The organism is Sorangium sp. So ce590 (assembly GCF_051521365.1).
Taxonomy (GTDB): domain Bacteria; phylum Myxococcota_A; class Polyangia; order Polyangiales; family Polyangiaceae; genus Sorangium.
In genome coordinates this window covers 6,352,632-6,376,583 of record NZ_CP150346.1, presented here as the reverse complement: position 1 = coordinate 6,376,583, position 23,952 = coordinate 6,352,632, and the positions used below count along the sequence as shown (strand labels likewise).

The following is a 23,952-nucleotide window of genomic DNA, read 5'->3' as shown; positions in this document are numbered from 1 at the left end:
CCGGCGCCACCGCCGCGGAGCCTGGCGCCGGCGCCGCCGCGGGGCCTGGCGCCGGCGCCACCGCGGGGCCTGGCACCGGCGCCGCCGCGCGACCTATCGCCCGGACCGGGGCGGACGCGTTCGAGATCCGCGCTGCTCCTGTGCGCGCTATGGTGTCGCCTCCCGGCCGGGGCCGGGGCTTCATCGTCGCCCATGCCGCCGACCCGCCTGCTGCGCAGCACCGAGATCCCCCAGGCCGACAACCTCGCGAACGTCCGGCGCGTGCTCGAGGCGCTCGCCGGAGGGGTGACCGCGAAGGAGCAGATCGTGGAGCAGACGGGCATTTCCCTGCGCCACGTCGGCTACGCGCTCGCCGCTGCCCGCGTCCTCGGCTGGCTCGGCGACGACGACGCCGCGATCACGCCCGCTGGACGTGAGCTGCTCGCCGCCCCGCCGGGCACCGCCGACGAGCGGATGCTCCTGCGGCGAGCGATCTTCATCTGCGACGTCGTGAAGGAGGTCGCGCCCGATCTCTTCGATCCGGCGGCGCCCACCACGGTGGCGCTCGCGCGGCGCCTCTACCGGTTCACCGCCGGCATCGGGAAGGAGACGGCGCGCCGGCGCGCGCAGACGCTGCTCGCCTGGCGGAGCCAGGTGCTTGAGCAGCAGCTCCCGCTCTTCCCCAGGCGTCCGAGGAAGCGCCGCGTCGCCGCTCCGGCGGGCGCCGGCGACGCGGTAGCGCCCGGCGCTGGCGCGGAGACGGCGCCTGGCGCGGGCGCTGCGATAGCGCCTGGCGCCGGCGAGGAGACCTCTCCGCCCATCGGGCGAGGCGACAGCGACCCCCCTGCTGCCGACCGCCCATCACACCCGGGGCCGGCGCAGGGGCGCTCGCGGCGCTGAGCGACGAGCGCCGGGGGGAGGGGAGCGCGGCGGCGCGCGGGTGGAGTCGGCCGAGCCGGCGTGGCGCCTCGACGCGCGCTGCGCTCCGGGATCATGCCCTGACCGCCGCCGCGCGCGCCGCGCGTCCGCCGCGATGCTACCGCGCTGCCGGCTGCTTGCGCGCGGAGCGCCCCGCGCGCAGCTCGTCGGCGGTCAGCTTGTTGTCGCGGTTCGCGTCCGCCGCCTTCATCCGCTCCCAGCGCTTGTCGCCCACCTCGTCCCTGGTGAGGAAGCCGTCGCCGTTCTTGTCGCTCCTGACGAAGCGCGCCTGCTGCTTCGCTGCGCGCGCCTTCGTGCGCTGCTCGGCGTGCGCCTTGAGCTCCTCGGCCGACAGGGTGCCGTCCTTGTTCGTGTCCGCCTTGCCCAGGCGCTTCTGCGCCTTCTCCGGGAGCTCGGCGACGGTCAGCTTGCCGTCCCCATTCTTGTCCAGGCGCTTGATGAGGCGGGCCGGATCCCTGGGGCGGTGCTCGCGCCGGGCGTCCTTGCCCTGGCGCGGCGCCTGCGTGTCCGCCGCGCCGTTCGCGCTGGTCGCCGCGTAGGCCGCTCCGCTGCCGGCGAGCACGGCCGTCGCGAGGAAGCTGCCGAGGATGAAGCGACGGATGGCGCTGTGGGCCGTGTTCGAGAAGAGGGAGAGGGTCATGTGGGTCGTGCTCCTTGGTGCAAGGGCCAGCCTGTTCTTGCCGGCTTGTGTTCCTGGGACGCGCCCGGGCCGGCCCTCCCTACGCGCGTCTCGATTTTTTTTTGAGCGGGCGCGGGCGTGACCCACGGCATCTCCCACCCGGCCGGGCATCTCATGTCCCGCACCGCCAGGAGGAGAGCGACAGCGCCCGGCGCCGCCCCGGCCTTTGCCGGTCCCCAGGAATCCATGCCACAGCAGCGCGGGCTGCCCCGGCGGGTCGCTGCCTCTCCGGTCGTGCCGGCGTGCGCCCTGGGGCTAACCCATCAGCGACTTCGAGCCCATCCTGCTCCGGAGCCGCGCGACGTCGCGCGACGGCGGCGCCCCGAACAGCCGGCTGTACTCGCGGCTGAACTGCGACGGGCTCTCGTAGCCGACGCGGTAACCGGCGCTCGCCGCCGCCCGGACGCCTCCATGCATGAGTCCAGGGTACCTCATCGCGCTCGAGCCGCCCACCCGGCAGAGGCCGGCGAGGGCGCCCGGCGCCTCCCCGCTCCTCCTCCTCGTCATCCATCCTTCCCGCGCGCGGGAAGGATGGAGCGCGCCTCGTCGCGCCGTGGGCACGCCGTGCAGGATCGGGCAAGAGCCGTCCAGGAACCGACTACCGCGTGCTCGCGGTGAAGCCCTAGGTTCTCCTCGTGACCGGCGCACTCCCGCGCCGGAGAGCAATCCGTATCGAGGAGTCTCCCATGCCTGGTATCGAGGGTAAGGTCGTTGTGATCACCGGCGCGAGCAGTGGTATCGGCGAGGCCACCGCGCGCCTGCTTGCCCGGCGCGGCGCCCGGGTCGTTCGCGTCGATCGGCGCGCACCGCGTGCTCCCGACGGCCGCGGTGTACTGCGCGACGAAATACGCGGTCTGGGCCATCTCCGACGGTCTCCGGCAGGAGTCCACCGACATCCGGGTGACCGTGATCTCCCCTGGCGCCACCGAGTCCGAGCTGGCCGATACCATCACGGACGACAGCGCGCGACAGACGGTGAATGAGTGGCGGAAAATTGCGATTTCATCGGATTCTGTCGCCCGCGCGATCGCGTTTGCGATCGAGCAGCCGGAAGATGTCGACGTGAACGAGATCGTCGTTGGCCCGACGGCGAGCCTGCTCTGAGCTCGACGGGCCGTAGGGTACCCGGAGCCATAGGGCGCGCCTCCACATGAAGCCGAGCTGATGGAGCTCGGTTGCTCCGGGAGCCGAGCGCTCCCCGCGCGGCCGAGCACGGCGCCGCCGGGCACACAACCTCACGGCGCCATTCTCGGTGTCACTTCCCTGAAGCATCCCCCGCGCCACCACCGCCCGCGCCACCACCGCCATCACCGCCCGCGCCACCCTCGCCCGGGTCTCCACCGCCCGCGCCACCACCGCCCGCACCGAATCCGCCCGCTCCGGCGCCCAGGCCGCAGTCCTCGGGATAGCCGCAGTATCCACCGCAATCGACCTGGGGAGGAACGCAGAGCTGCGGCTCGTCACGGTTCCTCTCCAGCTCCACCGGCAGGAACTGGAGCTGCGCCGTGATCCAGGCGTCCAGAAGCTCGTACCGCTCCTCATCGCCCGAGCGGAGCATGCCCTCGTCCGACAGTTGCTCGTAGATGCCCTTCAGGACCGCGTTGGGGTCCAGCGCTGCGAAGTCCTCGATCACGTCCTCGCACGCCGCGATCGTGTCGGCCCAGCAGGCCGGCTCGCTCTGGCATCCGCGCGCCAGCGCGCTCGTGCCGGGCAGAGGGACCTGCGGATACCAGCTCTGCCCCAGGCTGATGTCGACCGAGTACGGCAAGTACTGAAACAGACCATCGGTCCGCTCGACCAGCACGACGTTGTTGCCGTTGTGAAGCGTGTCGTCTCCGGTGGCGAGCACCCACGACAGGCACTGGAATCGATGGAAAGCCGGCCAGTCGATCCAGCCCGCGAGCGCGGCCTTGAAGCCCTCGCCTCGCGGCGCCTCCGCTATCGCCTCCTCGAGCTCCTTCACGCGGGTGTTGTCGCACGTCTTGAGCTGGCAGCTCCCTGGATCGTCGAAGACGCTGCCCCCGGGCGGCACCATGTCGATCGGCCTCCCGCCGCCGCCCCACGGGTCGTTGCCGGCGAAGTCTCCGGCGAACTCCCACATGTTGACGCAGCCGCCGCCGAGCTTGTCCTCGAGGCGCGAACAGAACGCCTTCTTGTAACGCTCGACCACGACGTAGGGGATGGACACCTCCGCACCCCAGACATTGCTCGAGACCCAGGCGTAGCTGGTCAGGGGGGCCGGGTAATCGAGGCGCGTATAGAGCTCGAGCGTGAGGCGCTCACGGAAGATGGTCCCGACCTGGCCGTTGTTGAGCCGCAGGTGCTCGACGCCGCCGAGCCGCTGCTTCTCGACGAACTCGTCCGCGTCGATGTTGAGGTTGGGAATCGAGCGCTTCGTCCAGGGCCGCATCGTCGACTGTCCGGCGATCCCCACCTGGACCTTGCCGTAATCCGCCGTCTTGCCCTCGGCGCCGGCCGTCGTCACCCAGAGATGATCCACGAAGGTCGCGTCCTCCCCGGTCGGTGAGTAGATATCCCCGAACTCCGATCGTTTTATGGGGATCCCGCCGCCGGCGAACCCTTCGTTCATGATCTCGAGCTGCTCTTCCGGGACAGCGAACCAGTAGCGGTTGCCGATGGTACCGAAGACATCGAGCGCATGCTCGGCCACCTCGGTGTCGGCGACGGGCGCTCCGGGGTACTCCTCCGCGGGGGCGCCGCCGGCGCCGCCGGCGCCCCCGGCCCCGCCCTCCCCGGTCGTGTAATAGTAGTTGTAGTAATTGTCCGGCTCATCCGCGCAGCCCGCCAGGAAGCCGGCAGACGGGATGGCGCACAGCGCGAGCAGCGAGATCGCTCGCGTGCGGGACGACCATGACCGAACAGAAGGAACAGAAGGAGAAGACGGTAGCCGATTGGACATGAGCGTGACCTTTCCGCGACACGCCCACTGCAAAAGTCGTACCGTCTACAGTGAAAAGTCGCGATCGCCACCGCGTCGCTGCCCTGGAGCCCGATCCGCCGGGCAGGTCCGGTGAGATCGTTGGGGAGCTCATCCCTTTCGCGTCGCGGGACGCGCGGTCGGCGCCCCCTCATGACACGACGATCAGAGCCTGGCACACTGTCCTGTCGCGGAGGGTGGACGAAGATCACCCGCCCGGGCAGGGGGCGCCGGCGCGGGCCCAGGTCTCCCAGGCAGCCACGAACCGGGCGTAAGGCGTCGGGATGGGCGTGCGGCCAGCGCCGGGGCTCCAGCCCCAGGTCACGAGGGGATCCTCGAGGTGGACGCGCAACGCCGCCATGTCCTTGCCGCCGTTGCGCGCCGGATCCTTGATCTGCTCGCAGAGCGCCCCCGGGGCGACACCGACGAACACCATCGGCATCTCGGGCGGCGGCATGTGCCAGCCCTTCGAGACGCCGGGCGGCACGTGCGGGCCGTAGCTGCCGGGCGGGTTCGTCGGCCCGTGACACGTCGTGCACTCGGCGCCGGCCATGCCGTTGCCCGTGGGACCGCGGAGCACGAACTGGTTGTGAAGGCGGCCCTCGTCGCCCTGCAGCGGTACGTCGCCCGCGGGGTGACAGTTCTGGCAGCGAGGATGCTGGAGGACGCCGCGCACGGTCTCGAACGCAGCGAGGGCGGCTTCGCGGCTGACGGGCGACGACGAGGGGCCCTGCGAGGCCCCGGGCGTCTGTCCCCCGCACGCGGCGAGGAGGAAGGCGAGAACAAGAGACGATCGGATCATGGTCAGTACCTAGGCGAGGCGGAACGGGAGGGAGCGCAGCCGCTGCTTGGTCAACGCGAACACCGCGTTCGCCACGGCGGGCGCGATCGGCGCGGTGGCAGGCTCCCCGATGCCGCCCATCTTGGCCTTGCTCGGGATGAGATGGACGGCGATGCGCGGCATGTCGACCATCCGGACCACGGGATAGTCGTGGAAGTTGCTCTCCTGGACCTTCCCCTCGACGATGTTGAGCTTGCCGTAGAGCGCGGCCGTGAGGCCGAAGGCGACGCTGCCCTGGACCTGCGCCTCGATGCCGAGCGGGTTCACCGCGGTGCCGCAATCGACGCTGCAGGTGACCGCGTGGACGCGGATGCGCCCCTGCTCGATCGAGACCTCGGCGACCTCGGCGATGATGGAGCCGAACGACTCGTGCATCGCGAGCCCGCGCGCCCGCCCCGGCGCGGGCGCCGTGCCCCAGCCGGCCTCCTCGGCGGCGACCTTCAGCGCATGGGCGTGTCGCGGCTTGTTCTTGAGCAGCTCCAGGCGGTACGCGAGCGGATCCTGCCCGGCGGCGTGCGCCAGCTCGTCGACCATGCTCTCCACCGCGAAGGCCGTGTGCGTGTTGCCGACCGAGCGCCACCAGAGCACGGTGACCGGCGTCCTCGGCGAGTGCAGCGACACGCGCAGCGCGGGCGTCCCCTCGACATAGGGCGACTCGGCGATCCCTTCCACCGAGGTGTGGTCGATGCCGTTCTTGGTGATGAACGACTCGAGCGGTGTGCCGGCGACGATCGACTGGCCCACGACCATGTGATCCCACGCCGCCGGCATGCCGCGCCCGTCGACGCCGACCCGGACGCGATGAACGTACGCGGGGCGGTAATAGCCGCCCCGCATGTCGTCCTCGCGCGTCCACACGACCTTGACCGGCACGCCGGCGGCCTTCGCGACGATCACGGCCTCTCCGACGAAATCCGCCACGGGGCTGGCGCGCCGCCCGAAGCCGCCGCCGAGGAACGTCGTGTGGATCTGGACCTTCTCGGGCGTCGTGCCGAGGATCTTCGCCGCGGCCATCTGGTCGCCGGTCTGGAACTGCGTGCCGGTCCAGATCTCGCAGCGATCGCCCTCGATCTTGACCGTACAGTTCAGCGGCTCCATCGGGGCGTGCGCGAGGTAGGGCACGTCGTACTCCGCCTCGAGCCTCGACTTGGCCGCGGCCAGGGCGTCCTCGACCTTGCCGACCTGGCTGGCGACCGCGCCGGGCGTCCGCGCCTGCGCGCGAAAGTCGGCGAGCAGCCTGGCGCTGTCGGCCCCGCCGCCCTCGGGCTTCGTCCACTCGGCGAGGAGCGCGTCGCGCCCGAGCTTGGCGGCCCAGAAATGCGCGGCGACGACGGCGACGCCGTTCGCGGTGGGGACGACCTTCTCGACGCCGGGCACCTTGAGGGCGCCCGCGGCGTCGAACTTGACGAGCCTGGCGCCGAACGCCGGCGGGCGCAGCACCACGGCGGTGCGCAACCCGGGGAAGTGCACGTCGATCCCGAACTGCGCCTTGCCCGTGATCTTCTCCGGCGTATCGATGCGGCGCACGAGGGTGCCGATCAGCTTCCAGTCCTTCGGGTCCTTCAGCTTCACCTTCGCCGGCGGGGTCAGCTTCATCGCGTCCTCGGCGAGCTGGCCGAAGGTCAGCTGCTCCTTGCCGTGGGTGACGACCCCCTTCGCGGCGACGCACGCCGCGGGCGCGACCTTCCATCGGGCGGCCGCCGCGCGCAGCAGCATGTCCTTGGCCATCGCGCCGACGGTGCGATACCGATCGAACTCGCCGTTCGTGCTCGACGACCCGCCGGTCATCTGGAACTGCATCACCGGATGGCCGTAAACAGGCGCGGCCGGCGCGTGCTCCGACCGCACCTTCGACCAGTCGCACTCGAGCTCCTCGGCGATCAGCATCGCGAGCCCGGTCCAGATGCCCTGGCCCATCTCGGAGTGCGCGAGCAGCACGGTCACGGACTCGTCCGTTCCGACGCGCACGAACGCGTTCGGCGACAGCGGGGGAGGCTGCGCCGCCTTCGGCGCGGCACGGACCCCCTGCGGAACGTAGAAGCTGAGCAGGAGCCCCGCCGCCGAGCCCGCGGTCGCTTGCAAAAAGTCACGCCGGGAGACGGTCACTTGCCACCTCGCTTGAGCCGCGAAGCGAGGAGCACCGCTTCGCGTACACGCACATACGTCCCGCACCGACACACGTTTCCGGACAGCGCAGCGTCGATGTCGGCGTCGCTCGGATCCGGCTTCTGTTCGAGCAAGGCGACCGCGGTCATGATCTGCCCGGACTGGCAGTACCCGCACTGGACGACGTCGGCCTGCGCCCACGCCTGTTGCACCGCGTGCGACCCGTCGGCCGACAGACCCTCGATCGTCGTCACCTTGCGCGCCCCGACGCTCGACACCGGCAGGACGCAGGACCGCGCGGGCTTGCCGTCGATGTGGACCGTGCAGGCGCCGCACTGGGCCATGCCACAGCCGTACTTGGTGCCGGTCAATCCCAGCAGATCCCGGAGCACCCAGAGCAGGGGCATCTCCGGAGCGGCATCCACCTCGCGAACAACGCCGTTGATATCGAGTTTCATGGCCGTCCACGCCATACGTTTGCGCTGGTGCGACGTCAAGCAACTGCGCTGGTTCTTATCATTTCTTCAACATCGACCAGCGGCTCACCGGCGTTTGACGCCGTTTGACGTCGTTTGACGTCGGATTGCGACGCCCGAGGGCGACCCGCGGCGCCGAGTGTCGATGAACGCCCTGGCGGGCGCATCGCGAAAGGATGATGATGCCGGGCGCATGAATGAGATCGAGCGGATCGTGCGGGAGGCGGCGGCCCTGGCGACGGATCGTTCCCCGTTTCTGCTCGCGACCGTGGTGCGGGTGTCGGGGTCGTCGTACCGGCGCCCCGGCGCGCGGATGCTGGTGGCCGGCGATCGATGGCTGTCGGGGTGCGTGAGCGGGGGCTGCCTCGAGGGCGACGTGATGCTCCGCGGAGAGCACCGGTGCCGCGATGGCGCCGTGGTGGTCACCTACGACTCCACAACCGAGGACGGGGAGGCGTGGGGTGTGGGGCTCGGCTGCAACGGCGTCGTCGATGTCCTGCTCGAGCACGTCGCGGCAGGAGCGACCCACGACGCGCTCGCGTTCGCCGGCGCCTGCTTCGCCGAGGAGACAACGGGCACGCTGGTCACGGTGATCCGCTCGACGGCCGGCGCGGTCCGGGTCGGCGCGCGCCTCGCCTTCGGTCCGCCGTGCGCGCTCGCGCACCCGGTGGCCGATCCCGCCGCGCGCTCCGCGATCGAGGCCGTGGCGCGGGGGCCGGCCGGGGTCGTGGAGCTCGACGGGCTGGGGATCACCGTGCTCGTCGAGAAGATCGCGCCGTCGCCGCAGCTCTTCGTGCTCGGGGGCGGCCACGACGCGGCGCCCCTCGTCACGCTCGCGAAGTCGGTCGGCTTCCGGGTCACGGTCGCTTCTCCCACCCTCCACCAGGGCGCCCGGTTCCTCGCTGCGGATCGCGCCCTCTCGACCGGCGGGGCGATGGATCGCCTCGGCGCGCTCATCGACGCGGCGGCCGAGCCGTACGTCGTGATCATGCATCATCAGCGCACGCCGGATCGCGACGCGCTCGCGGTCGCCCTCGCGTCGCGCGCCCGCTACATCGGCGTGCTCGGGCCCGCGCGCCGCACGCGCGATCTCCTCGCCGAGATCGGCCGCCGCCCCGGCGACGATCCGCGGATCCATGCGCCTATCGGGCTCGATCTCGGCGCCGAGACGCCCGAGCAGATCGCGCTCTCGGTCGTCGGCGAGCTCCAGGCCGTCGCGCGCCGGGCGCGGGGGGGAAAGCTCCGCGACCGCGCCCGAGCTCTGCATGCCGGCCTGGCGCTTGTCGTGCTCGCCGCCGGCGGCTCACGTCGCCTCGGCCGCCCCAAGCAGCTCGTCGAGCTCGACGGGGCGCCGCTCGTCCGGCGCGTGGCGACGGCGTGCGTCGAGGCGCGATCCGGACCGGTCGGCGTCGTGCTCGGCGCCCACGCCGGCGTGGTCGCGCGCGCGCTCGGCGATCTGGGCGTCGCGCTCATCGCGAACGATGGATGGGAAGAGGGCATCGCCTCCTCGATCCGCGCCGCGGTCCGGTGGGCGGAGGCCTCGAAGGCCGATGCGCTCCTGATCGCGCTCGCGGATCAGCCGTTGATCACGGCCGAGCACCTCACCGCCTTGCGGAATGCCTGGCTTGCGGGCGCGCCGATCGCCGCGTCGCGGTTCAGCGGCGTCGTGGGCGCGCCGGCGGTGTTCGACCGATCTCGCTGGGACACCCTCTCGCGCCTCGAAGGCGACCAGGGAGCCGGCCGGCTGCTGCGCGTCGAGGACGTCGTGGCGATCGACTGGGCGGGCGGAGCGATCGACGTCGACACGGCCGACGACGTGCGCGCGCTCGGCGGCCACGCGCCGGCGGCTCCGCCGGGCGGCTGAGCCACCCTGTGGACAACGGGGGCTCGTGCGCAGCGCCCCGGGCTCCTCCCCGATTCCGTGGTGGGGAAGCGCTTGAACCATTGAGGCACAGAGTCCATTTGTTCTGCGCTCCTCTTGACTTCGAGCGCGCTCTCACTCTTACCGTGGCGTGCGTCGAAGCGCCGGGGCCCCATCCCTGCGGCCCCGAGGAGCCCAACCATGCACACGCGCAAGCTCGGTCCTCTCCAGGGCTCCGCCCTCGGTCTCGGCTGCATGGGCATGAGCGATTTCTACGGCCAGCGCGACGAGGCCGAGTCGATCGCCACGATCCATCGCGCGATCGAGCTCGGCGTCACGCTGCTCGACACCGCGGACATGTACGGTCCCTTCACGAACGAGGAGCTCGTCGGCCGGGCGATCGAGGGCCGGCGCGATCGGGTCGTCCTCGCGACCAAGTGCGGCGTCGTCCGCGACGCGAGCGACGTCACGGTCCGCGGCATCAACGGCACGCCGGAGTACATCCGCGCGGCCTGCGACGCGAGCCTGCGGCGCCTCCGCGTCGACGTCATCGAGCTCTACCAGCCCGCTCGGCCGCGGCTTCTTCACGGGGCAGATCAAGCGCTTCGAGGACCTCGCGCCGGACGACTACCGCCGCTTCGCGCCGCGCTTCCAGGGCGAGAACTTCCAGAAGAACCTCGATCTCGTCGCGAAGGTCGAGGACATCGCGCGGGAGAAGGGCGTGAAGGCGTCGCAGCTCGCGCTCGCGTGGGTGCTCGCGCAGGGGGACTTCATCGTCCCGATCCCCGGCACGAAGCGCCGCAGCTACCTCGAGGAGAACGTCGTTGCGGAGGCGATCGCGCTCACCGAGGGCGATCTGCGGCGCCTCGACGCGGTGGCGCCGAAGGGCGCGGCCGCCGGTCCTCGCTACCCGGAGGTCGGCATGCGGCTCGTGAACCAGTGAGCGCGGCGCTCCGGCGCGGCCGGCGCGCTCACGATCGCGGAGGTCGCTGCGGCGATCACGCCTCTTCCGGCACCCCGGGCTGCCGGAGGACGCGCAGGGGGCCTTCGGACGAGACGAGGCCGGCGAGCGCCGGATCCGTCATCACCTCGAGGAGGTCGCGCTCCGCGTCGTCGACCGTGCACCGCCGCCGCACGAGCCGGACGACCTGCGAGTAGTCCACGTGATCCAGGTCGTGCGCGAGCCCGAGCGGCTGCCACAGGGGGTGCCGGCCGTGCCTGTGGACGGCGCCCGGGTCGAACCAGCCGTAGTTGGCGGCGCGGTCGCGGCTGCCGGCGAGGCGGTTGGTGAGCACCCAGTGCTTGCCCACGTTCTCGATGAGCCCGGTGCGCCCCGCGACCCGCGCCTCGACGCAGCGGTGGTGCTCCAGCATGCGGGAGGTGTTCGCCATCGTGGGATCCGGGGCGCCGAAGCACGGCTGGATCCGCACGGTGGCCTGCTCCCAGACGAGATCGCAGAGGCGCGTCGTCAGCATCGCGCACTCGAGCTGATCCGCCATGCGCTGCGTCGTCCTGGCGGACGCGTTGATCCGGACGGAGTCGTGCGCGTCGCCGATGCGGAGCGCATCGGCGCTCACGAGGAAGGTCGCGCGGTGCTCGTCGTGCTCGCTGTGCACCGGGAGCCAGGAGATGGGCGCCAGGTGGCCGGCCTGCACGGCCTCCAGGAGGGCGTCCTCGCGCGCGGCGCAGGCGCGTTCGGGAAGGCGTGCGACGAAATCGGTGCCTCGCGGGACGTCGGTCATGGCTCCCCCTGGTCGAGCGCGGGCGTCGCTCCGGCCGCGCGGCGCGGTCCGGCCGGCGTGTCGAGGGCTGGCCGGCTCGCTCGTTGGATTGTGCGGAGCGCCCGAGTGCCGCGCAAGGCCGCGCGGCTCCCGTGGATCGCCGGGGCGGAGCGTCGATGGCGCAGGGCGGCAGGCGCCCGACGAAGGAGGATCGTTCGCACGTTTGCGTTCAGCCGCGCGCTCCTGCTCCGCTTTGCGCTGCTCGCCCGACCGCCCTAAGCTCCGCCCATGTCGCTCCCGGCGAGCCGTCCCTCCCTGCGTCCCTCCGGAGCGTTCCGCGCTTCCCGACTCCTCCTCGTCGCCTGCGCCGCCGTGTTTGCCGCGCAGTCCGCCGGCTGCGGCTCCAGCGCGTCCCAGGGGCCCGACGCGGCCGCCGCCCTCGCGTCGATCGACGCGCGCCTGCGCGGCAGCTTCCGGCTCGTGCGGTTCGAGCCCGAGGTCCCGCTCGAGCCGATGCTCGCGTCGATGCTCGAGTTCCAGTACGCGCACCTGATCGTCCGCTTCGACGGGGAGCGCATCCTCGCGGATTCGCCCGGCCTCCACGTCGACCGCGCCTACGAGATCCGCGACCCCGTGTGGGATCGTTTCAAGTTGATCTCCTACGACGAGGCGGGGATTGCCTACGAGGCGCTGTGCGAGTTCTCGGACCAGGGAGAGCTCATCGTGTACGCGCAGACGCCGCCCTGGAAGGGCGTGGCCATGCTCCGGCGGGCGCGGTAGCCCGACGACACGGCCGAAACCAGAGCGCAGCAGAGCAACGATCCGCGCCGGTGGCGCCAGGATCGGTTCGAAGCCTCGCGCAGCCAGGAGTCGGGCAACGAAAACCGGACCCGTGCGCGAAATGCTCTGGTTGTCGCGCTTTGAGCGAGAAAATAACGTGCGTGATCATAATGCTATGATTGTGCGCGTTGGGAGAGAAAATAATGTGTGTGGCCGCAATGCTCTGGGTGAGCATTCTGCGCGTGCAGCACAGCGTGATTGAGCTTGCGCTACCTCCCCGGCGGATCTAGTCCGTCATGGTCTGCTCATTGTCGCAGGGAAGAAGTCGACTCCAGAGGGGAGACCTCGTGTCGCAACGTGGTGAACGGGCATCGAGCGAGCGGCTCGTGCGGCGCGCTGCGGATGACGTTCAGGCGCTCGAGGTTCCGTCGAGCGACCGGACGTTGGCGCATGGATCAGCGCGTGCGTTGCAGGACAGGGGCTCCTGGCGCGCGGTGCACGCCCAGCTCGCGGCGCCTGAGCCGGCCTGGACGGGGCGGCGGGCGGGTCGGCCCTGGCTCGACGAGCCCTTCCTCGGCGAGCCGTTCGGCGCGCCGGCTCCGGCGCCCGTCACCCGGGCCGGCGAGCGCCCCGCGCCGGCTCGCGGGCGAGCCCGTCGACGTCGCGCCGCAGAAGCTTGAGCTGCCGATCGTCGCGCAGAGGCAGCTCGTTGGCCGCGATCCACAGGAAATGGTCCCCGGCCAGCTTCAGCTCGATGATCTCCTCGTCATGAGCTCGCGCTTCCGACCACGGCGCGGGAAGATGCTCGAGCCGATCTGGACGGCTGATCACGAGGAAGCCATCGCATTGAACTTTCTCGAGCCTGATCTCAGGAGGATCCTGCCACCTGGCCGCACCGGCGGTGATGCGCTCGGTCTCCTCGCCAAAGGTCCTCTTGGCGAACTGGTCCGGCCGACCCATGGCACCGGGCGATAGCAGGCGCCGGTCGCCGTATCCAGCGTATGTTCGCGGAAACCCGAAGCAGCGCATGCGGCGAGCCGAGACGCCGTGACGACGACCGAGTCGCACCTCGTCGAACTCCGTGCCTTCGCAGAGGAAAACGGATCCGGAACACTCTTTCGCAACGAGTTGGCGATGAAGCACGTAAGCCGTTGACGTCCCACAGCTCACCCGATGCGCTGGAGACGGCAACCGCGGCTCGAAGCAGCGCTGCCGCCCGCCGGATCAGGTGATCCCGAGCCGGACGCTCCCTGCCTCATCGTCCGCCTGCCGGAGCTGATGCTCGAGCATGCGCCTCCACGGGATCTCGCCGAGGAGGATGTCGTCGATCGCCCACGTGAGATGCTCCATGGCCGCGCCCAGCGCCTTCATGCCGTTCGTGAAGATGAGCTCCGTGTCCGGCGTCGTGAACGGCCGCGACTCCAGTACCCCCGAGGCAACGATCGCGGGCGTCATCAGGACCGGGCCGGCGGCGATCACATCGGGGAGGTGCTCGGCCCGGGTGCCGGCCCGCCGGACGGCAGCGATACGGCGCTTCACGGCCTCGGCCGGGTTGTGCTCTAGATCCTTGTCGACGCGGAGGTTCAGCGCCCAGATGGCCGCATACCAGGGGTTGCGGATCGCTGGAAAGCCGCTGCTCCGCTTGACCGCGTTCTCCAGCAAGATCCTCGGCGCGATCATCTCCGGCGGCACGGGGGCGCGGCGCAGCCCCTTCACCGCCGCCACCTGGCGACACGCCTTCACGAGCGACTGCCCCCGGCTCTTCGCGGGCACCTTCGCCTGCACATACAGCGTGTGCTTGACCTCGATGTACGCCAGGACGGCCTCGGCGGGCACGCGCTCCCGGATCGCGAGATCGCCGCCCAGCCCGCGCAGCGTCGGGAAGCGCGCGGCGTCGTAGATGATGATGTCCTCGCCCTGCTTGTCTCCGGTGGTGTCCACCACCCAGCCGCGACAGACACCCGCGCGCTCGGGGAGGAATTTCCGGAGCGCATGGCAGATCGCGATCTCCAGCTCGGGGCCGAGCTCGAGCGTCGCGAGCGCGCGGAGCTTCCGGAACTCGTCTTCCAGGTGCTCGACGATCTCCTCGGACCAGCCGCCATAGAATGCGCGGCGCGACGGGGCCGCCGCACGGCGGGCCGGCGGGTCCTCCCCGCGGCCGGCCGGCGCGCCGCCCCGGCCGCCCTCCGCTGCAGCGCTCCCCCCGCGCGCGATCCTCTTCGTGCCCTTGCCCGCCACCGTCACCCCCGCCGCGGCTTCCGGTCCAGCCATGCCCGCTGCCCCCACGGGCACGCGAACTCCAGCGGCTTCGTCAGGATCCAGAGCACCGGCAGCGGCGGCGGCGCCGGCGGCGTGGGGCCCGCGCCGTCCGTGAAGTAGATAACGCCGGAGACCCTCCGCGCCGCCAGGAACTCCGGCGCGAACACCGGCCGCAGATCGGTCCCGCCGCGGCCGCCCACGTCGCTGAGCCGGCCGTCGAAGGCGTACACGCGCCCGATCTCCGTGTCGCACTCGGCCACGGTGATGCGCGCCACCTCGCTCATCGCCTGCAGCTGCCGGGCGACCTCCTCCAGCTCGTCGCGCCGCATGCTCATCGACGTGTCGATCGCCACGAGCACCGACGGCTTCGCGATCGCCCGGGGCGCGTACGTCCTGCCAGGCACCTCGCCGATGCGGCCCGGGAAGCGCCGGTTCGGCCGCGCGTACGTGTGCACCGGCGCGCGCTCCCTCGCCACGAACATCCGCAGCGCGGTCTTCCAGTCGAGCGGGGTCGCACGCGGGCCGAGCACGTCCGTGAGCTCCTCGATGAGCCGGCCGGGCGTCTTGCCCGCGAGCGTCAGGCCGGGCAGGTCCGCCGGGTCGCCGTCGCCCGCGAGCGCGCCCGCCTCCTCGGCGGCGCGCAGCAGCAGCTGCCGCGTCTGCTCCACCGCGCCCGGCTCCCGCGACGGGCGGCGCAGCACGCGGTGGTCGTCGACGGCCTCGCCGCCCCGCTGCGGGAGCTTGCCCTCGCGCGCCGCGCTCACGAGCAGCGCGTAGCGCTCCAGCGTGCTCTGGCCGCCGCGCAGGCCGAGCGCGGCGTAGGGCTGCCAGCGGATCGGGTCGGGCAGCGGCTCCTCAATGTACTCGTTGGCCGACATCTCCAGCGCGAGATCCATGAGCTCCGGCTCGTCCGCGCCCGCGAACTTGGGGTGGCAGAGGTGCCCGAGCGCCACGTGGTGCACCTCGTGCAGGAGCACGCCGCGCAGGAACACGGGCTCGCTCACGAACGACTCCACGTTGACGTGGAGGAAGAAGCGACCCTCGAACAGCGAGACGGCCATGCGCTTGACCGAGGGGTCCGCGACCGGCGCGAGCCGCGCGAGGATCGCCGCATAGCAGGGATACCGCTCCAGGAACCCCGGATCGCGCACGAAGGCGTCGAGCCACGCCGTGAGCTCGTCCTCGGGCACCTCGCGGTGCGCTGCGCTCTCGAGCGCGGGGTTCGCGCTCCCGAGCGCGGGATCGGCGTTCCCCCGCGCCGGCTTCGCGTCCCTGAGCGCCGGCTCCTCCGTCCCCGGGGCTGGCTTCGCCGTCTCCTTGTCCCGCTTCATTGCGGCCGGATGGGCGTGACGCCGTGCTTCTTCAGCGCTCCCGCGAGCCGGAGGGCCCAGCGCTCCGGCAGCTGCGCGAGCAGCTGGCCCAGGCACGCCCGCGCGACGTTGCTCCGCCGCACCTCGACGAGCTTCGCCTGCTGGGCGAGGTGCGCCGACAGCGCGGTCACGACGAGCCCCACGCGGTGCTGCCGCAGCGGATCGGCGCGCCACGCCAGCACCTTCTGCTCGGCGGCGCTGCTCGCGTAGTTCTGGAGCAGCTCCTCGGGGCGGACGTCGATGAGCTGCGTCGCCGTCGCGTTGCCGCCGAGCGCGTCCTGGAGGCGCTCGCGGTGGTCGCCGGGCAGGTCGGCGAGCAGCGCCTCGAACGCCGAAAGCGACAGCTTCCGCTGCGCCGCGAGCACGCCGACCTCCGGCCCCTCGAGCAGCGGCGCGAGCCGCGTCGTCACCTCGTCGAACCGGTCGGTCTCCCCGCGCTCGCGCGCGGCGCGCAGCACCTTGCCCGCGGGCGAGGTCGGCCCGTAGTCGGCGAGCAGCGCGCGCAGGTCGAACGGCAGCCGCGTCGACCAGGAATCCTTCGACGCGAGCAGGAGCTCCACCCAGCTCGGCGGCAGGTACCCGCCGAGCGCATCGCGCAGGAGCACGCCGTCCGCGAGCTCCTCGGGACGGAGCGCGCCGAGCACTTGCGACGCGTACGTCCACGTGCGCGGCGGGACGTCGTCGAGGATGCGCTCGTGCGCCTGCCCCAGCGCGATCACGCCCGGGTGGAGCCCGCTCACCTGCGCCCAGGCGAGCCAGGACGCCCGGTCCGCGCGGACGCTCAGGTTGAGGAACCGCGCCCGGAGCGCACGATCGAGCGGGGTCACCTGGTAGTCGGCCGACTCGGGGTTCACGGCGGCGAAGCACACCCAGCCCGCGGGCAGCTCGTACTCGTGCAGCCGCCGGGCGCTGAGCAGCTGGAGCGCCGGCTGCTGGATGTACCGCTCCGCCCGGTTGAGCTCCTCGAGCATCAGGATGCCGGCGCCGTCCTGGGGCAGCACCGACGGCGCCGCGTAGGCGGTCCGGTTGTCCCGGATGACCGGCAGGCCCACGAGATCGGGCGGCTCGAGGAGGCTCAGGTCGAGCACGACCGTGGCGATGCCGAGCCGCTCGGCGAGCTGCCGGACGAGCTCGCTCTTGCCGATGCCCGTCGGCCCCTCGAGCAGCACCGAGCGCCGCGCGCGGTACGCGAGATCGAGCACGGCCTCGAGCCGCGGTCCGACAGGGATGGGCGCAGAGCGCCCCTCGAGGAGGGGGCTGGGGGAAGTCGCCGCGGCCGACCTGCCCGGCGCGTTGCCATCGGATCTGGGCTTCGTCACGGAGGTAGTGGAGGGGTTTTCGTGCGAGGCACGAAGAAAGGCCTTCCGAGGCTGGGGCCCAGGAGGCGCGGCCTTCCCGTGCCCGGCGGGCTCTCGGCTCTCGTCCTGCCAGGTGGACCGGAGCTCTAGCAGCCGCTGCGCGGCCTGTCATTCGCCACGCGACGGCGCGACGGCGGGCAGCGCGCTCAGGCGCCGAGGAGCAGCCCGAGCGTGGTCGCGAGCGCGGCGTCGTTCCACGAGGACAGCCCGCGGGGCAGGAGGACGGTCACGTGGTGAGGCTGGCCTCCGCAGCTGCGCGATCCCTCGTAGGTGCGTCCCGTCCGTGTGAGCTCGTAGCTGCATCGCCCGATCTGGCCGGTGAGCTGCCGGTCGTCCAGCCTGTAGTCGGAGAGGGCGCCGGCCACGAGGCCGCGCGCGCGGAGCCCTGCCTCCGCCCGGGTCACCGAGAGCTGAAGCGGCATGGCGCCGACGATGCCGGTCGCGCCCTGCCCGGTCGTGGTGACGCTCACGGCCTGGTTGAACGCGATCCCCCGGACCGCCTGCCCGCCGCGCTGGCCGCCCGCCGCGTACACGCCCAGGTTCACGTCCGGCCCGACGACGCGCCCCGGCTCGATGTCGGCGCTCACGAGCTCGCCCCGGGCGGTGAGCAGGATGAACTCGCTCGGCCCCGCTGCGCCGAAGATGCCCTCGCGCGCCGGGTGATCGGCGCCCGGCGCCGCCCCGCACGCCGCGGCGAGCGGCAGCGCGAGCACAGGGAGCAGCCTCATCCGCATCGCAGCACCTCCACGCCCGATCGGGCACACCCAACTTGATGCCGCCGGGGCCGGAACGGTAGACGTCGATACGACCGGGAACGGGCTCGCTGGATCCGTTCCCGATCGTGCCGGGATTCTCACGAAGACGTCTTGTCGGGAAAGGCGGAACGCCGGCGCCCGCGAGGCGTGCGAGGCGTTATGGCGCGACGAGCCCGGCAGCCCCTCAGCGCGGCGTCTCGAGCGGGGCGCAGGTCGACACGCCGGCGCCGACGATGCGGAAGCCGATGTTCGTCATGTAGGCCGTGTCGATCGAGCCGTCCGAGGGGCGATAGCGGCTGACGTTGGTGGTCCGCGACGCGGACTGGAACCGATCCGGCGCGGTGTAGAAGTAGAAGTCGCCACCCCAGAAGGTGAACGCCCAGGCGCTGGGGGTCTCGATGCCGGGCAGGTCCGTGGCCTCGATGATCTCGCCGGTCTCCTTGTCGATCTCGGCGAGCTGGACCGGCGAGGTGGTGAAGAAGCCGAAGAGGCGTCCATCGCCCGTGCCGGTGAGCTCCGCCGAGGCGCCGCGCAGCGAGCCGCTGAACTCCCCGACCGGCCTCACCGATGGACCGTCGATCCTCCCGAGCCCGATGCCCGGCGTGCCTGTCGCGCCCGCCACGAACAGCTGCTCCGCGTCCGGGCGCGAGAGGTCGCTCGAGAAGCCCATTCCGAGCCGGGACCACCCTTCCGGGAGCGACGTCTCCGTGGGCTCGCAGCTCGCGTCCTCGGTGCTGACCTTGAACAGCGTCCCGGCGCTGTCGTCGGCCTGCGCGTAGTTGACCCACGCCACCGCGTCGCGATCGACCGCCATCGAGTTCGGATCCATGTCGGTCTGGCAACCCAGAACACCAATCTTCGTGAACTCCTTGCGATCCGGTTTGAAGCTGTAGAGCTCGTTGTCTTGCGAGAGCACATACACGAAGGCCGCCCGCTCGATGCAACGGCTGTCAGCGTCCCCACTCCCGCTGTCCCCGCTGCTCCCGCCGGTCCCGGCGCCGGCGCCGAACGTATCGTCTTCGCCGCCCGCGCCGCCCGCGCCGCCCCGGCCACCTTCGCCGCCGTCATCGCCGGCGCCTGTGGGCTGGCCGCTGTCTGCCGGGGACGTGCCGCTGTCGGAGACGCTGCAGCCGCTCGCTGCGAGCGCCATCCAGAAGCACCATCGTGCGATTCGCATATCCGCTCTCCCTTCCGCGTGATTCGCTTCTATACCCGCGAAGCGCGCGCCCGGGTACACGAAGTCGCGTCCTCGAGCCAAAGGGCACCGCGCGCGCTGCGTCGAACGGGCGTGCGGGGCGGGCGAGGTCATCAGTGCACGAAGACGGCCTCGTCGGACTGACAGCAAAAATACGAAGCGCCCTTCGGTATCACTTGCCCCGTGGCGACTCCGCCGGTCGGGGCGCATGTGCCCGGCTCGTTCGTGACCCACCGCGCCGCCATGCTCTCGATCCGCAGGTCCGGCCCTGCGACGCACTTCGGCCCGGCCAGCGTCACCGTCTCGGCGCCGAGGAGCTGGCGGCAGCTGCCGTCCTCGTAGGCCGACACGAGGGCGGAGCACGCGCTGCCCTGGAGCGGATCGCACCCGCACGGCGTGCAGCTGCGCGTGTCGTCGAAGCCCGTGTACAGCGCTTGCAGCTCGGGGTACTCCTTCGGGCACCTCGGCTCGCCCTGGCGGAGGTGGTGGATGCAGATCGAGAAGCCCTCCGGGCGCGGCACGGGGGAAGCGATGCACATCATCGAGGGATCTCCGCACGTGTGCTTGTCCGCCGACCCGGCGCAGCCGCGCGCCCGCACAGCAAAGGGTGCGGGCAGCTCGAGCGGCGCCCCTCCGGGATCGAGCGTCGGCGCGCAGGCGTCCACCGTCGGCGCCGGGATGAGCAGCGAGCCGAGCTCGTCCGAGGCCGCTGCGTCGGCCGCGGTACATGCGCCGTCCCATCCGTCGGGGGCGTCGAACGACGCGGGCGCCGTCCCGTCGCACGTGGTCGAGGCGCTCCCCCGGAGGCCCGGCGGCAGCTCGCAGGAGGGCTGCGTGCAAAGGCATGTCGAGCAGCTGTGCGCGTCGGTGAAGCCGCCGTAACCGTCGAACACGAGGTCCGGTGTCTCCGCCGGGCACTCCGGCGCAGAGGCCCCGTCGGTCGAGTCGCCCCGCCAGAGCAGCATGGGATCACTGAACCCGAGGTACGGTAGCTCCACGCACGCGCCCTCGCACACGGGGCACGGCTCGTCGCACTCGTAGGCCTCCAGGCCCCAGCACGGGTCGTCGCACGAATACAGCTGGACGGCGGTGCCGGGCCAGCAGCCCGCGAAGCTCCCGGCCGCAGCGAGCGTGAGCGCGATCAGGATCGGGTACTTCCTTGGTGTCATCGTGGTGGCCCTTTTCTGGCGTGTTTCGGCCCGGCTCTCGGACAGGGGTCACTGCGCCGCGCTGATCTCTCGGCGCCGCCTCCGCAACCTCTCGTCGTGCTCCTTCACGCCGGTGGGCCCACGCGCCCGGGGCGCAGCGCAAGCGCCGATTCAGAGCAGGGAGAGCGCGCACGCTGAATCCATACTTGGGTCGGCCAGGGCAGGAAAGCCCAATCTGCCATGAAGCCTCGAAGCATCGAGAGCATTCCGGTTGGGTTCACGAGATTATCAGTCTGTGGGCTGATTGTTTTATGAGAATTTTGCTGGTGGTCACGGAAGGCGTATCGCGGCTGGATCGCATCCGGATCGGCTGGGGACGTCGCCGCCGTGCATCGCGCGCATCGGTCGCGGGCGGAACCAGTCACTGGCTAGCTCTACGATCGGTCGAGCGCGTCCGAGGCGTTCAGCTGGGGTTGGATCTGCGCGCGCTCCTCGTCGGAGAGCGGCGCATCGTCGAGCTCGGCGCGCAGCGCCCGGCTCAGCCTCGAATTCGAGCGCGACCCGGCGGCCCCCTCGTCGTGGTCGTCCGGCGTCTCCCGCGCCGCGGCGCGTCGCCGCTTACACGTTCGGCGTCGTCTGCTGGTGGGTGACCTCGAAGCCCAGGGCGCCGTAGAACGCCAGGGTCTCGGGCATCGACACGCACGGCAGCACGGGAATCGTCGTCACCTCGCCCATGAGATCACCCTTTTCGCGCCGGTCCGCGGAAGCGGCGGAAGAAGGCGCGCACGTCGCCGATGAACAGGTCGGGCTCCTCCATGGCCGCGAAGGTGCCGCCGCGGTCGAACTCCGACCAGTGCACGATGTTCGTGTTGTCGCGGGCGGCGAACCTGCGAATCGGAGCGATGATGTCCCGAGGGAACACGGCGACCCCGGTCGGCAGGGTCGAGGGCTTCACGTCGGCGAGGTCCGCGTCGTCGGGCGTGTCGGGGGTCTCCACGAACGAGCGGGACGACGAGCCGGCGGTGTTGGTGAGCCAGTACAGCATCACGTTCGTGAGGATGCGATCGCGGTCGATGGCGTCCTCGGGGGTGTCCTTGCAGTCGGTCCACTCCTTGAGCACGCCGACGATCCAGGCGAGCTGGCCGACCGGTGAATCCGAGAGGGCGTAGGCCAGCGTCTGGGGCCGGGTCGACTGGATCTTCTTGTAGCCGTACAGCTCGCGCAGGTAGTACTCGGACGCTTTGAGCCGGGCCTGCTCGACGTCGGTCAGGCCGACCAGCTCCTCGGGATCTCCGGACGGCCACGAGACAAGGCCGTTGGTGTGCACGCCGATCACGTGGTCGGGGTCGACGAGGCCGACCTCGCGGGAGATCCACGTGCCCCAGTCGCCGCCCTGGGCGCCGTAACGCGGGTAGTCGAGCCTTCGCATGAGCTCGGCCCAGGCGCGGGCGATCCGGCGCGCGCCCCATCCGGCCTCGCGGGTCGGCCCGGAGAGCCCGTATCCGGGGAGCGAGGGGATGATCAGGTGGAACGCGTCCGCCGGATCGCCGCCGTGAGCGCGGGGATCGGTCAGCGGACCGATGACGTCGAGGTACTCCACGACGGAGCTCGGCCAGCCGTGCGTCACGATCAGCGGCAGCGCGCCGGGCTCGCGCGAGCGCACGTGGAGGAAGTGGATCCGCTGGCCGTCGATCGTCGTCGTGAGCTGCGGGTGCTCGTTCAGCCGCGCCTCGTGCCTGCGCCAGTCGTAGGTGGTGCGCCAGTACCCGGCGAGCTCCTTCAAATAACCGAGCGGGACGCCGTACGACCAGCCCACCGAGGGCAGCTCGTCAGGCCAGCGGACGCGGGCGAGCCGGTCGCGCAGATCGTCGAGCGCAGCCTGCGGTGTGTCGATGCGGAAAGGCCGGATGTCGCTGTCCACGGGCAAGGACGCGCTCATACGTACTGCGTAACGTACGTCGTACGGTTCGTCAACCCGGGAGCCCGAGCTGGCTCGCGCGACAGAAATCCCGCCAGGATTCCGCTACGGGGGCGAACCGTCGCGAACCGTCACTTCTCCCGGAGTTTCAGGGGGGCATGACGACGGATAGCACCCCCTCGGACGGTATGGACCCAACCCCGGCCCTTTGGCGGCGCCTTGGGACTGATCCAATCCCGAGCTCATTCGAGATCCACCGCCAGTGGTCCTGGTGGATCCATGGCGGCGCTTTCGTGATCCAGTCGCTGAGCCGGAAGGCCGATCCCCGAGCGCGCAGCAAGACGGATCCCCCTCCGGTCCGGAGCTCTTCAAACGTCGTCGTCGTAGCGGCGGAGCACGTGGCGATCGCAGCTCGCCCGGTTGCAGGTGTCTCGAGGGGGGTCCAGGGGGGAGACCGGCAAGTTGTGGACGCCGGTGGAGAGCCGGTGGACGGCATCGGTGCCGGGGCGATGGGCGGAGGACCGGCCCCGAAGCAGGCGGGCTTGTTGACGGCATCGGCCGCGCAAGCGACCGCGCGCGCAGCGGAAGCGCGAGAGCCCGCCCTCATCCACGGAGCCCTCCGCAGCCCTTTTCGGCGAGCGAAGGTCAGCCGGGGGCGGCGGCGGCCGGCGCGCTCTGGGTGGCGGCGCGCAGCTCGGCGAGGTGCTGGCGATAGCTCGGGCCGTCGATGTCCACGCGGATAGCGTGCATCGCGAGGCGGTCGAGGATGGCCATCGCGACCGTGGTGTCGCCGAGATAGCGCCCCCAGTCGCTCAGCGCGATATTGGAGGTCACCGCGGTGGACGCCCGCCCATGCCTCTTGTCGATCAAATTGAAGAGCGTGTGTGCGGCGGTCGGCTCGTCCTCACGCTTCTTCACCTGCCCGAGCCCGACGTCGTCGATCATGAGCAGCTCGGGGCGCGCCCAGCTCTTGAGTCGCTGCGGGTAGGTCCCGTCGGCGAGCCCGGCGTGCAGGTCGTCGAGCAGGTCGACGCAGCGGGCGTAGCGCATGGAGATCGCCTGCTGGCAAGCGCGCAGGCCCAGGGCCTTGAGGATGTGGCTCTTTCCGGTGCCGCTCTTGCCGGTAAACACGAGGTCATCGCGGCGCCGCACGAAGTCGAGGCGCGCGAGCTCGACGATGACGGCCTTGTCGAGCGTGGGCTGGAAGTTCCAGTCGAAGGCTTCGAGCATCTTCTGCTCGCGCAGCCCGCTGACGGCCACGCGGCGCGCGACGCGCGCCTCGACCTTGCTGGCGACCTCCGCGCCGAGCACGTGCTCGAGCAGCGCCGTCGCGCCGGGCCGCTCGCGCGTGGCCCATGCGAGCAGCTCATCGAGGCGAGCGAGGCTGTGGGGCAAGCCGAGGAAGCCGAGGTGTCGCCGGAGTCGCTCGGCGACGAGGTCGTCGCCGAGGGGCGGGTCGGTACCGCTGCTCTGCCGTCTGGGCATGGTGTCTTCTCCTTGTCGTCGGCGCGGGCGGCGCCGGAGGTCTCGGGGTGGCCAGGGAGGCGATCGTACGCGACGAGATCGCGCGGCCCAGTGCGCGTCTCGCCGAGGGCTTTGGCGATGCGCCGGACGGTGTCCTCGGCGACG

Annotated in this window: 18 protein-coding genes and 4 pseudogenes; 6 read left to right on the top strand and 16 right to left on the bottom strand. The window is 71.4% G+C overall.

Annotated elements, in window-relative coordinates:
- The first annotated feature begins 192 nt into the window (after window positions 1-192).
- On the top strand, window positions 193-879 hold the full coding sequence (locus WMF28_RS23610) for a hypothetical protein (protein ID WP_437595532.1): 687 nt from the start codon (window positions 193-195) through the stop codon (window positions 877-879).
- 136 nt (window positions 880-1,015) lie between these two features.
- On the opposite strand, the gene WMF28_RS23605 is transcribed toward WMF28_RS23610, so the two are convergent.
- Both WMF28_RS23605 and WMF28_RS23600 read right to left on the bottom strand, forming a co-directional pair.
- Window positions 1,016-1,558 (bottom strand): EF-hand domain-containing protein, encoded by a 543-nt coding sequence (locus tag WMF28_RS23605; protein WP_437595531.1) that lies wholly within the window; start codon window positions 1,556-1,558, stop codon window positions 1,016-1,018.
- A 294-nt stretch (window positions 1,559-1,852) separates the two neighbouring features.
- A pseudogene (locus WMF28_RS23600) lies at window positions 1,853-1,990 on the bottom strand (AraC family transcriptional regulator CmrA); the annotation flags it as partial.
- Between the two features lie 293 nt (window positions 1,991-2,283).
- Between WMF28_RS23600 and WMF28_RS23595 the strand changes: the two are divergent.
- Window positions 2,284-2,358: pseudogene (locus WMF28_RS23595) on the top strand (oxidoreductase); the annotation flags it as partial.
- A gap of 22 nt (window positions 2,359-2,380) precedes the next feature.
- Window positions 2,381-2,701 (top strand): annotated as a pseudogene (locus WMF28_RS23590) (SDR family oxidoreductase); the annotation flags it as partial.
- Window positions 2,702-2,852: 151 nt separating this feature from the next.
- Here the strand turns inward: WMF28_RS23590 and WMF28_RS23585 are convergent.
- The 4 genes from WMF28_RS23585 to WMF28_RS23570 all read right to left on the bottom strand — a co-directional run bounded on the left by WMF28_RS23585 (window position 2,853) and on the right by WMF28_RS23570 (window position 7,940).
- The gene (locus WMF28_RS23585; protein WP_437595529.1) at window positions 2,853-4,517 is read right to left on the bottom strand and encodes a hypothetical protein; all 1,665 of its coding nucleotides are present in this window, start codon (window positions 4,515-4,517) and stop codon (window positions 2,853-2,855) included.
- Window positions 4,518-4,743: 226 nt separating this feature from the next.
- Entirely contained in the window at window positions 4,744-5,337 is a 594-nt protein-coding gene (locus tag WMF28_RS23580; protein ID WP_437595527.1) for a hypothetical protein, read from the bottom strand.
- Between the two features lie 9 nt (window positions 5,338-5,346).
- Window positions 5,347-7,482, bottom strand: a complete 2,136-nt coding sequence (locus tag WMF28_RS23575; RefSeq protein WP_437595526.1) for a molybdopterin cofactor-binding domain-containing protein — start codon at window positions 7,480-7,482, stop codon at window positions 5,347-5,349.
- Window positions 7,479-7,940: a (2Fe-2S)-binding protein gene (locus WMF28_RS23570; RefSeq protein ID WP_437595525.1), complete on the bottom strand. Its 462-nt coding sequence runs from the start codon at window positions 7,938-7,940 to the stop codon at window positions 7,479-7,481. The genes WMF28_RS23575 and WMF28_RS23570 overlap by 4 nt, the downstream gene beginning before the upstream one ends.
- A gap of 211 nt (window positions 7,941-8,151) precedes the next feature.
- Here WMF28_RS23570 and WMF28_RS23565 point away from each other — a divergent pair, with 211 nt between their 5' ends.
- Together WMF28_RS23565 and WMF28_RS23560 are read left to right on the top strand one after the other, a co-directional pair.
- Window positions 8,152-9,822, top strand: coding sequence for an NTP transferase domain-containing protein (locus WMF28_RS23565; protein WP_437595524.1), 1,671 nt, complete (start codon window positions 8,152-8,154; stop codon window positions 9,820-9,822).
- Window positions 9,823-10,020: 198 nt separating this feature from the next.
- Window positions 10,021-10,762: pseudogene (locus WMF28_RS23560) on the top strand (aldo/keto reductase).
- 55 nt (window positions 10,763-10,817) lie between these two features.
- Here WMF28_RS23560 and WMF28_RS23555 read toward each other — a convergent pair.
- Window positions 10,818-11,561 carry a hypothetical protein gene (locus WMF28_RS23555; RefSeq protein ID WP_437595523.1) on the bottom strand — a complete coding sequence of 248 codons (744 nt, stop codon included), beginning with the start codon at window positions 11,559-11,561 and terminating at the stop codon, window positions 10,818-10,820.
- A gap of 267 nt (window positions 11,562-11,828) precedes the next feature.
- Here WMF28_RS23555 and WMF28_RS23550 point away from each other — a divergent pair, with 267 nt between their 5' ends.
- Window positions 11,829-12,320, top strand: coding sequence for a hypothetical protein (locus WMF28_RS23550; RefSeq protein ID WP_437595521.1), 492 nt, complete (start codon window positions 11,829-11,831; stop codon window positions 12,318-12,320).
- 609 nt (window positions 12,321-12,929) lie between these two features.
- Here the strand turns inward: WMF28_RS23550 and WMF28_RS23545 are convergent.
- From WMF28_RS23545 to istB, 9 genes are all read right to left on the bottom strand, one after another.
- Complete coding sequence (locus tag WMF28_RS23545) at window positions 12,930-13,349, bottom strand: hypothetical protein (protein ID WP_437595520.1); 420 nt, start codon at window positions 13,347-13,349, stop codon at window positions 12,930-12,932.
- A gap of 195 nt (window positions 13,350-13,544) precedes the next feature.
- On the bottom strand, window positions 13,545-14,591 hold the full coding sequence (locus WMF28_RS23540; protein ID WP_437595518.1) for a DUF6602 domain-containing protein: 1,047 nt from the start codon (window positions 14,589-14,591) through the stop codon (window positions 13,545-13,547).
- Complete coding sequence (locus tag WMF28_RS23535; protein ID WP_437595516.1) at window positions 14,561-15,910, bottom strand: vWA domain-containing protein; 1,350 nt, start codon at window positions 15,908-15,910, stop codon at window positions 14,561-14,563. The genes WMF28_RS23540 and WMF28_RS23535 overlap by 31 nt, the downstream gene beginning before the upstream one ends.
- A complete protein-coding gene (locus WMF28_RS23530; protein WP_437595515.1) occupies window positions 15,907-17,268 on the bottom strand; it encodes an AAA family ATPase in 1,362 nt (453 codons plus the stop codon). The genes WMF28_RS23535 and WMF28_RS23530 overlap by 4 nt, the downstream gene beginning before the upstream one ends.
- Window positions 17,269-17,453: 185 nt before the next feature.
- Window positions 17,454-18,035: a hypothetical protein gene (locus tag WMF28_RS23525; RefSeq protein ID WP_437595513.1), complete on the bottom strand. Its 582-nt coding sequence runs from the start codon at window positions 18,033-18,035 to the stop codon at window positions 17,454-17,456.
- A 211-nt stretch (window positions 18,036-18,246) separates the two neighbouring features.
- Entirely contained in the window at window positions 18,247-19,239 is a 993-nt protein-coding gene (locus tag WMF28_RS23520; protein WP_437595511.1) for a hypothetical protein, read from the bottom strand.
- 131 nt (window positions 19,240-19,370) lie between these two features.
- A complete protein-coding gene (locus WMF28_RS23515) occupies window positions 19,371-20,426 on the bottom strand; it encodes a hypothetical protein (RefSeq protein ID WP_437595510.1) in 1,056 nt (351 codons plus the stop codon).
- A 718-nt stretch (window positions 20,427-21,144) separates the two neighbouring features.
- Window positions 21,145-22,344, bottom strand: a complete 1,200-nt coding sequence (locus tag WMF28_RS23510; RefSeq protein ID WP_437595509.1) for an epoxide hydrolase family protein — start codon at window positions 22,342-22,344, stop codon at window positions 21,145-21,147.
- Between the two features lie 624 nt (window positions 22,345-22,968).
- On the bottom strand, window positions 22,969-23,808 hold the full coding sequence (gene istB, locus WMF28_RS23505; protein WP_437595508.1) for an IS21-like element helper ATPase IstB: 840 nt from the start codon (window positions 23,806-23,808) through the stop codon (window positions 22,969-22,971).
- Window positions 23,809-23,952: the final 144 nt, after the last annotated feature.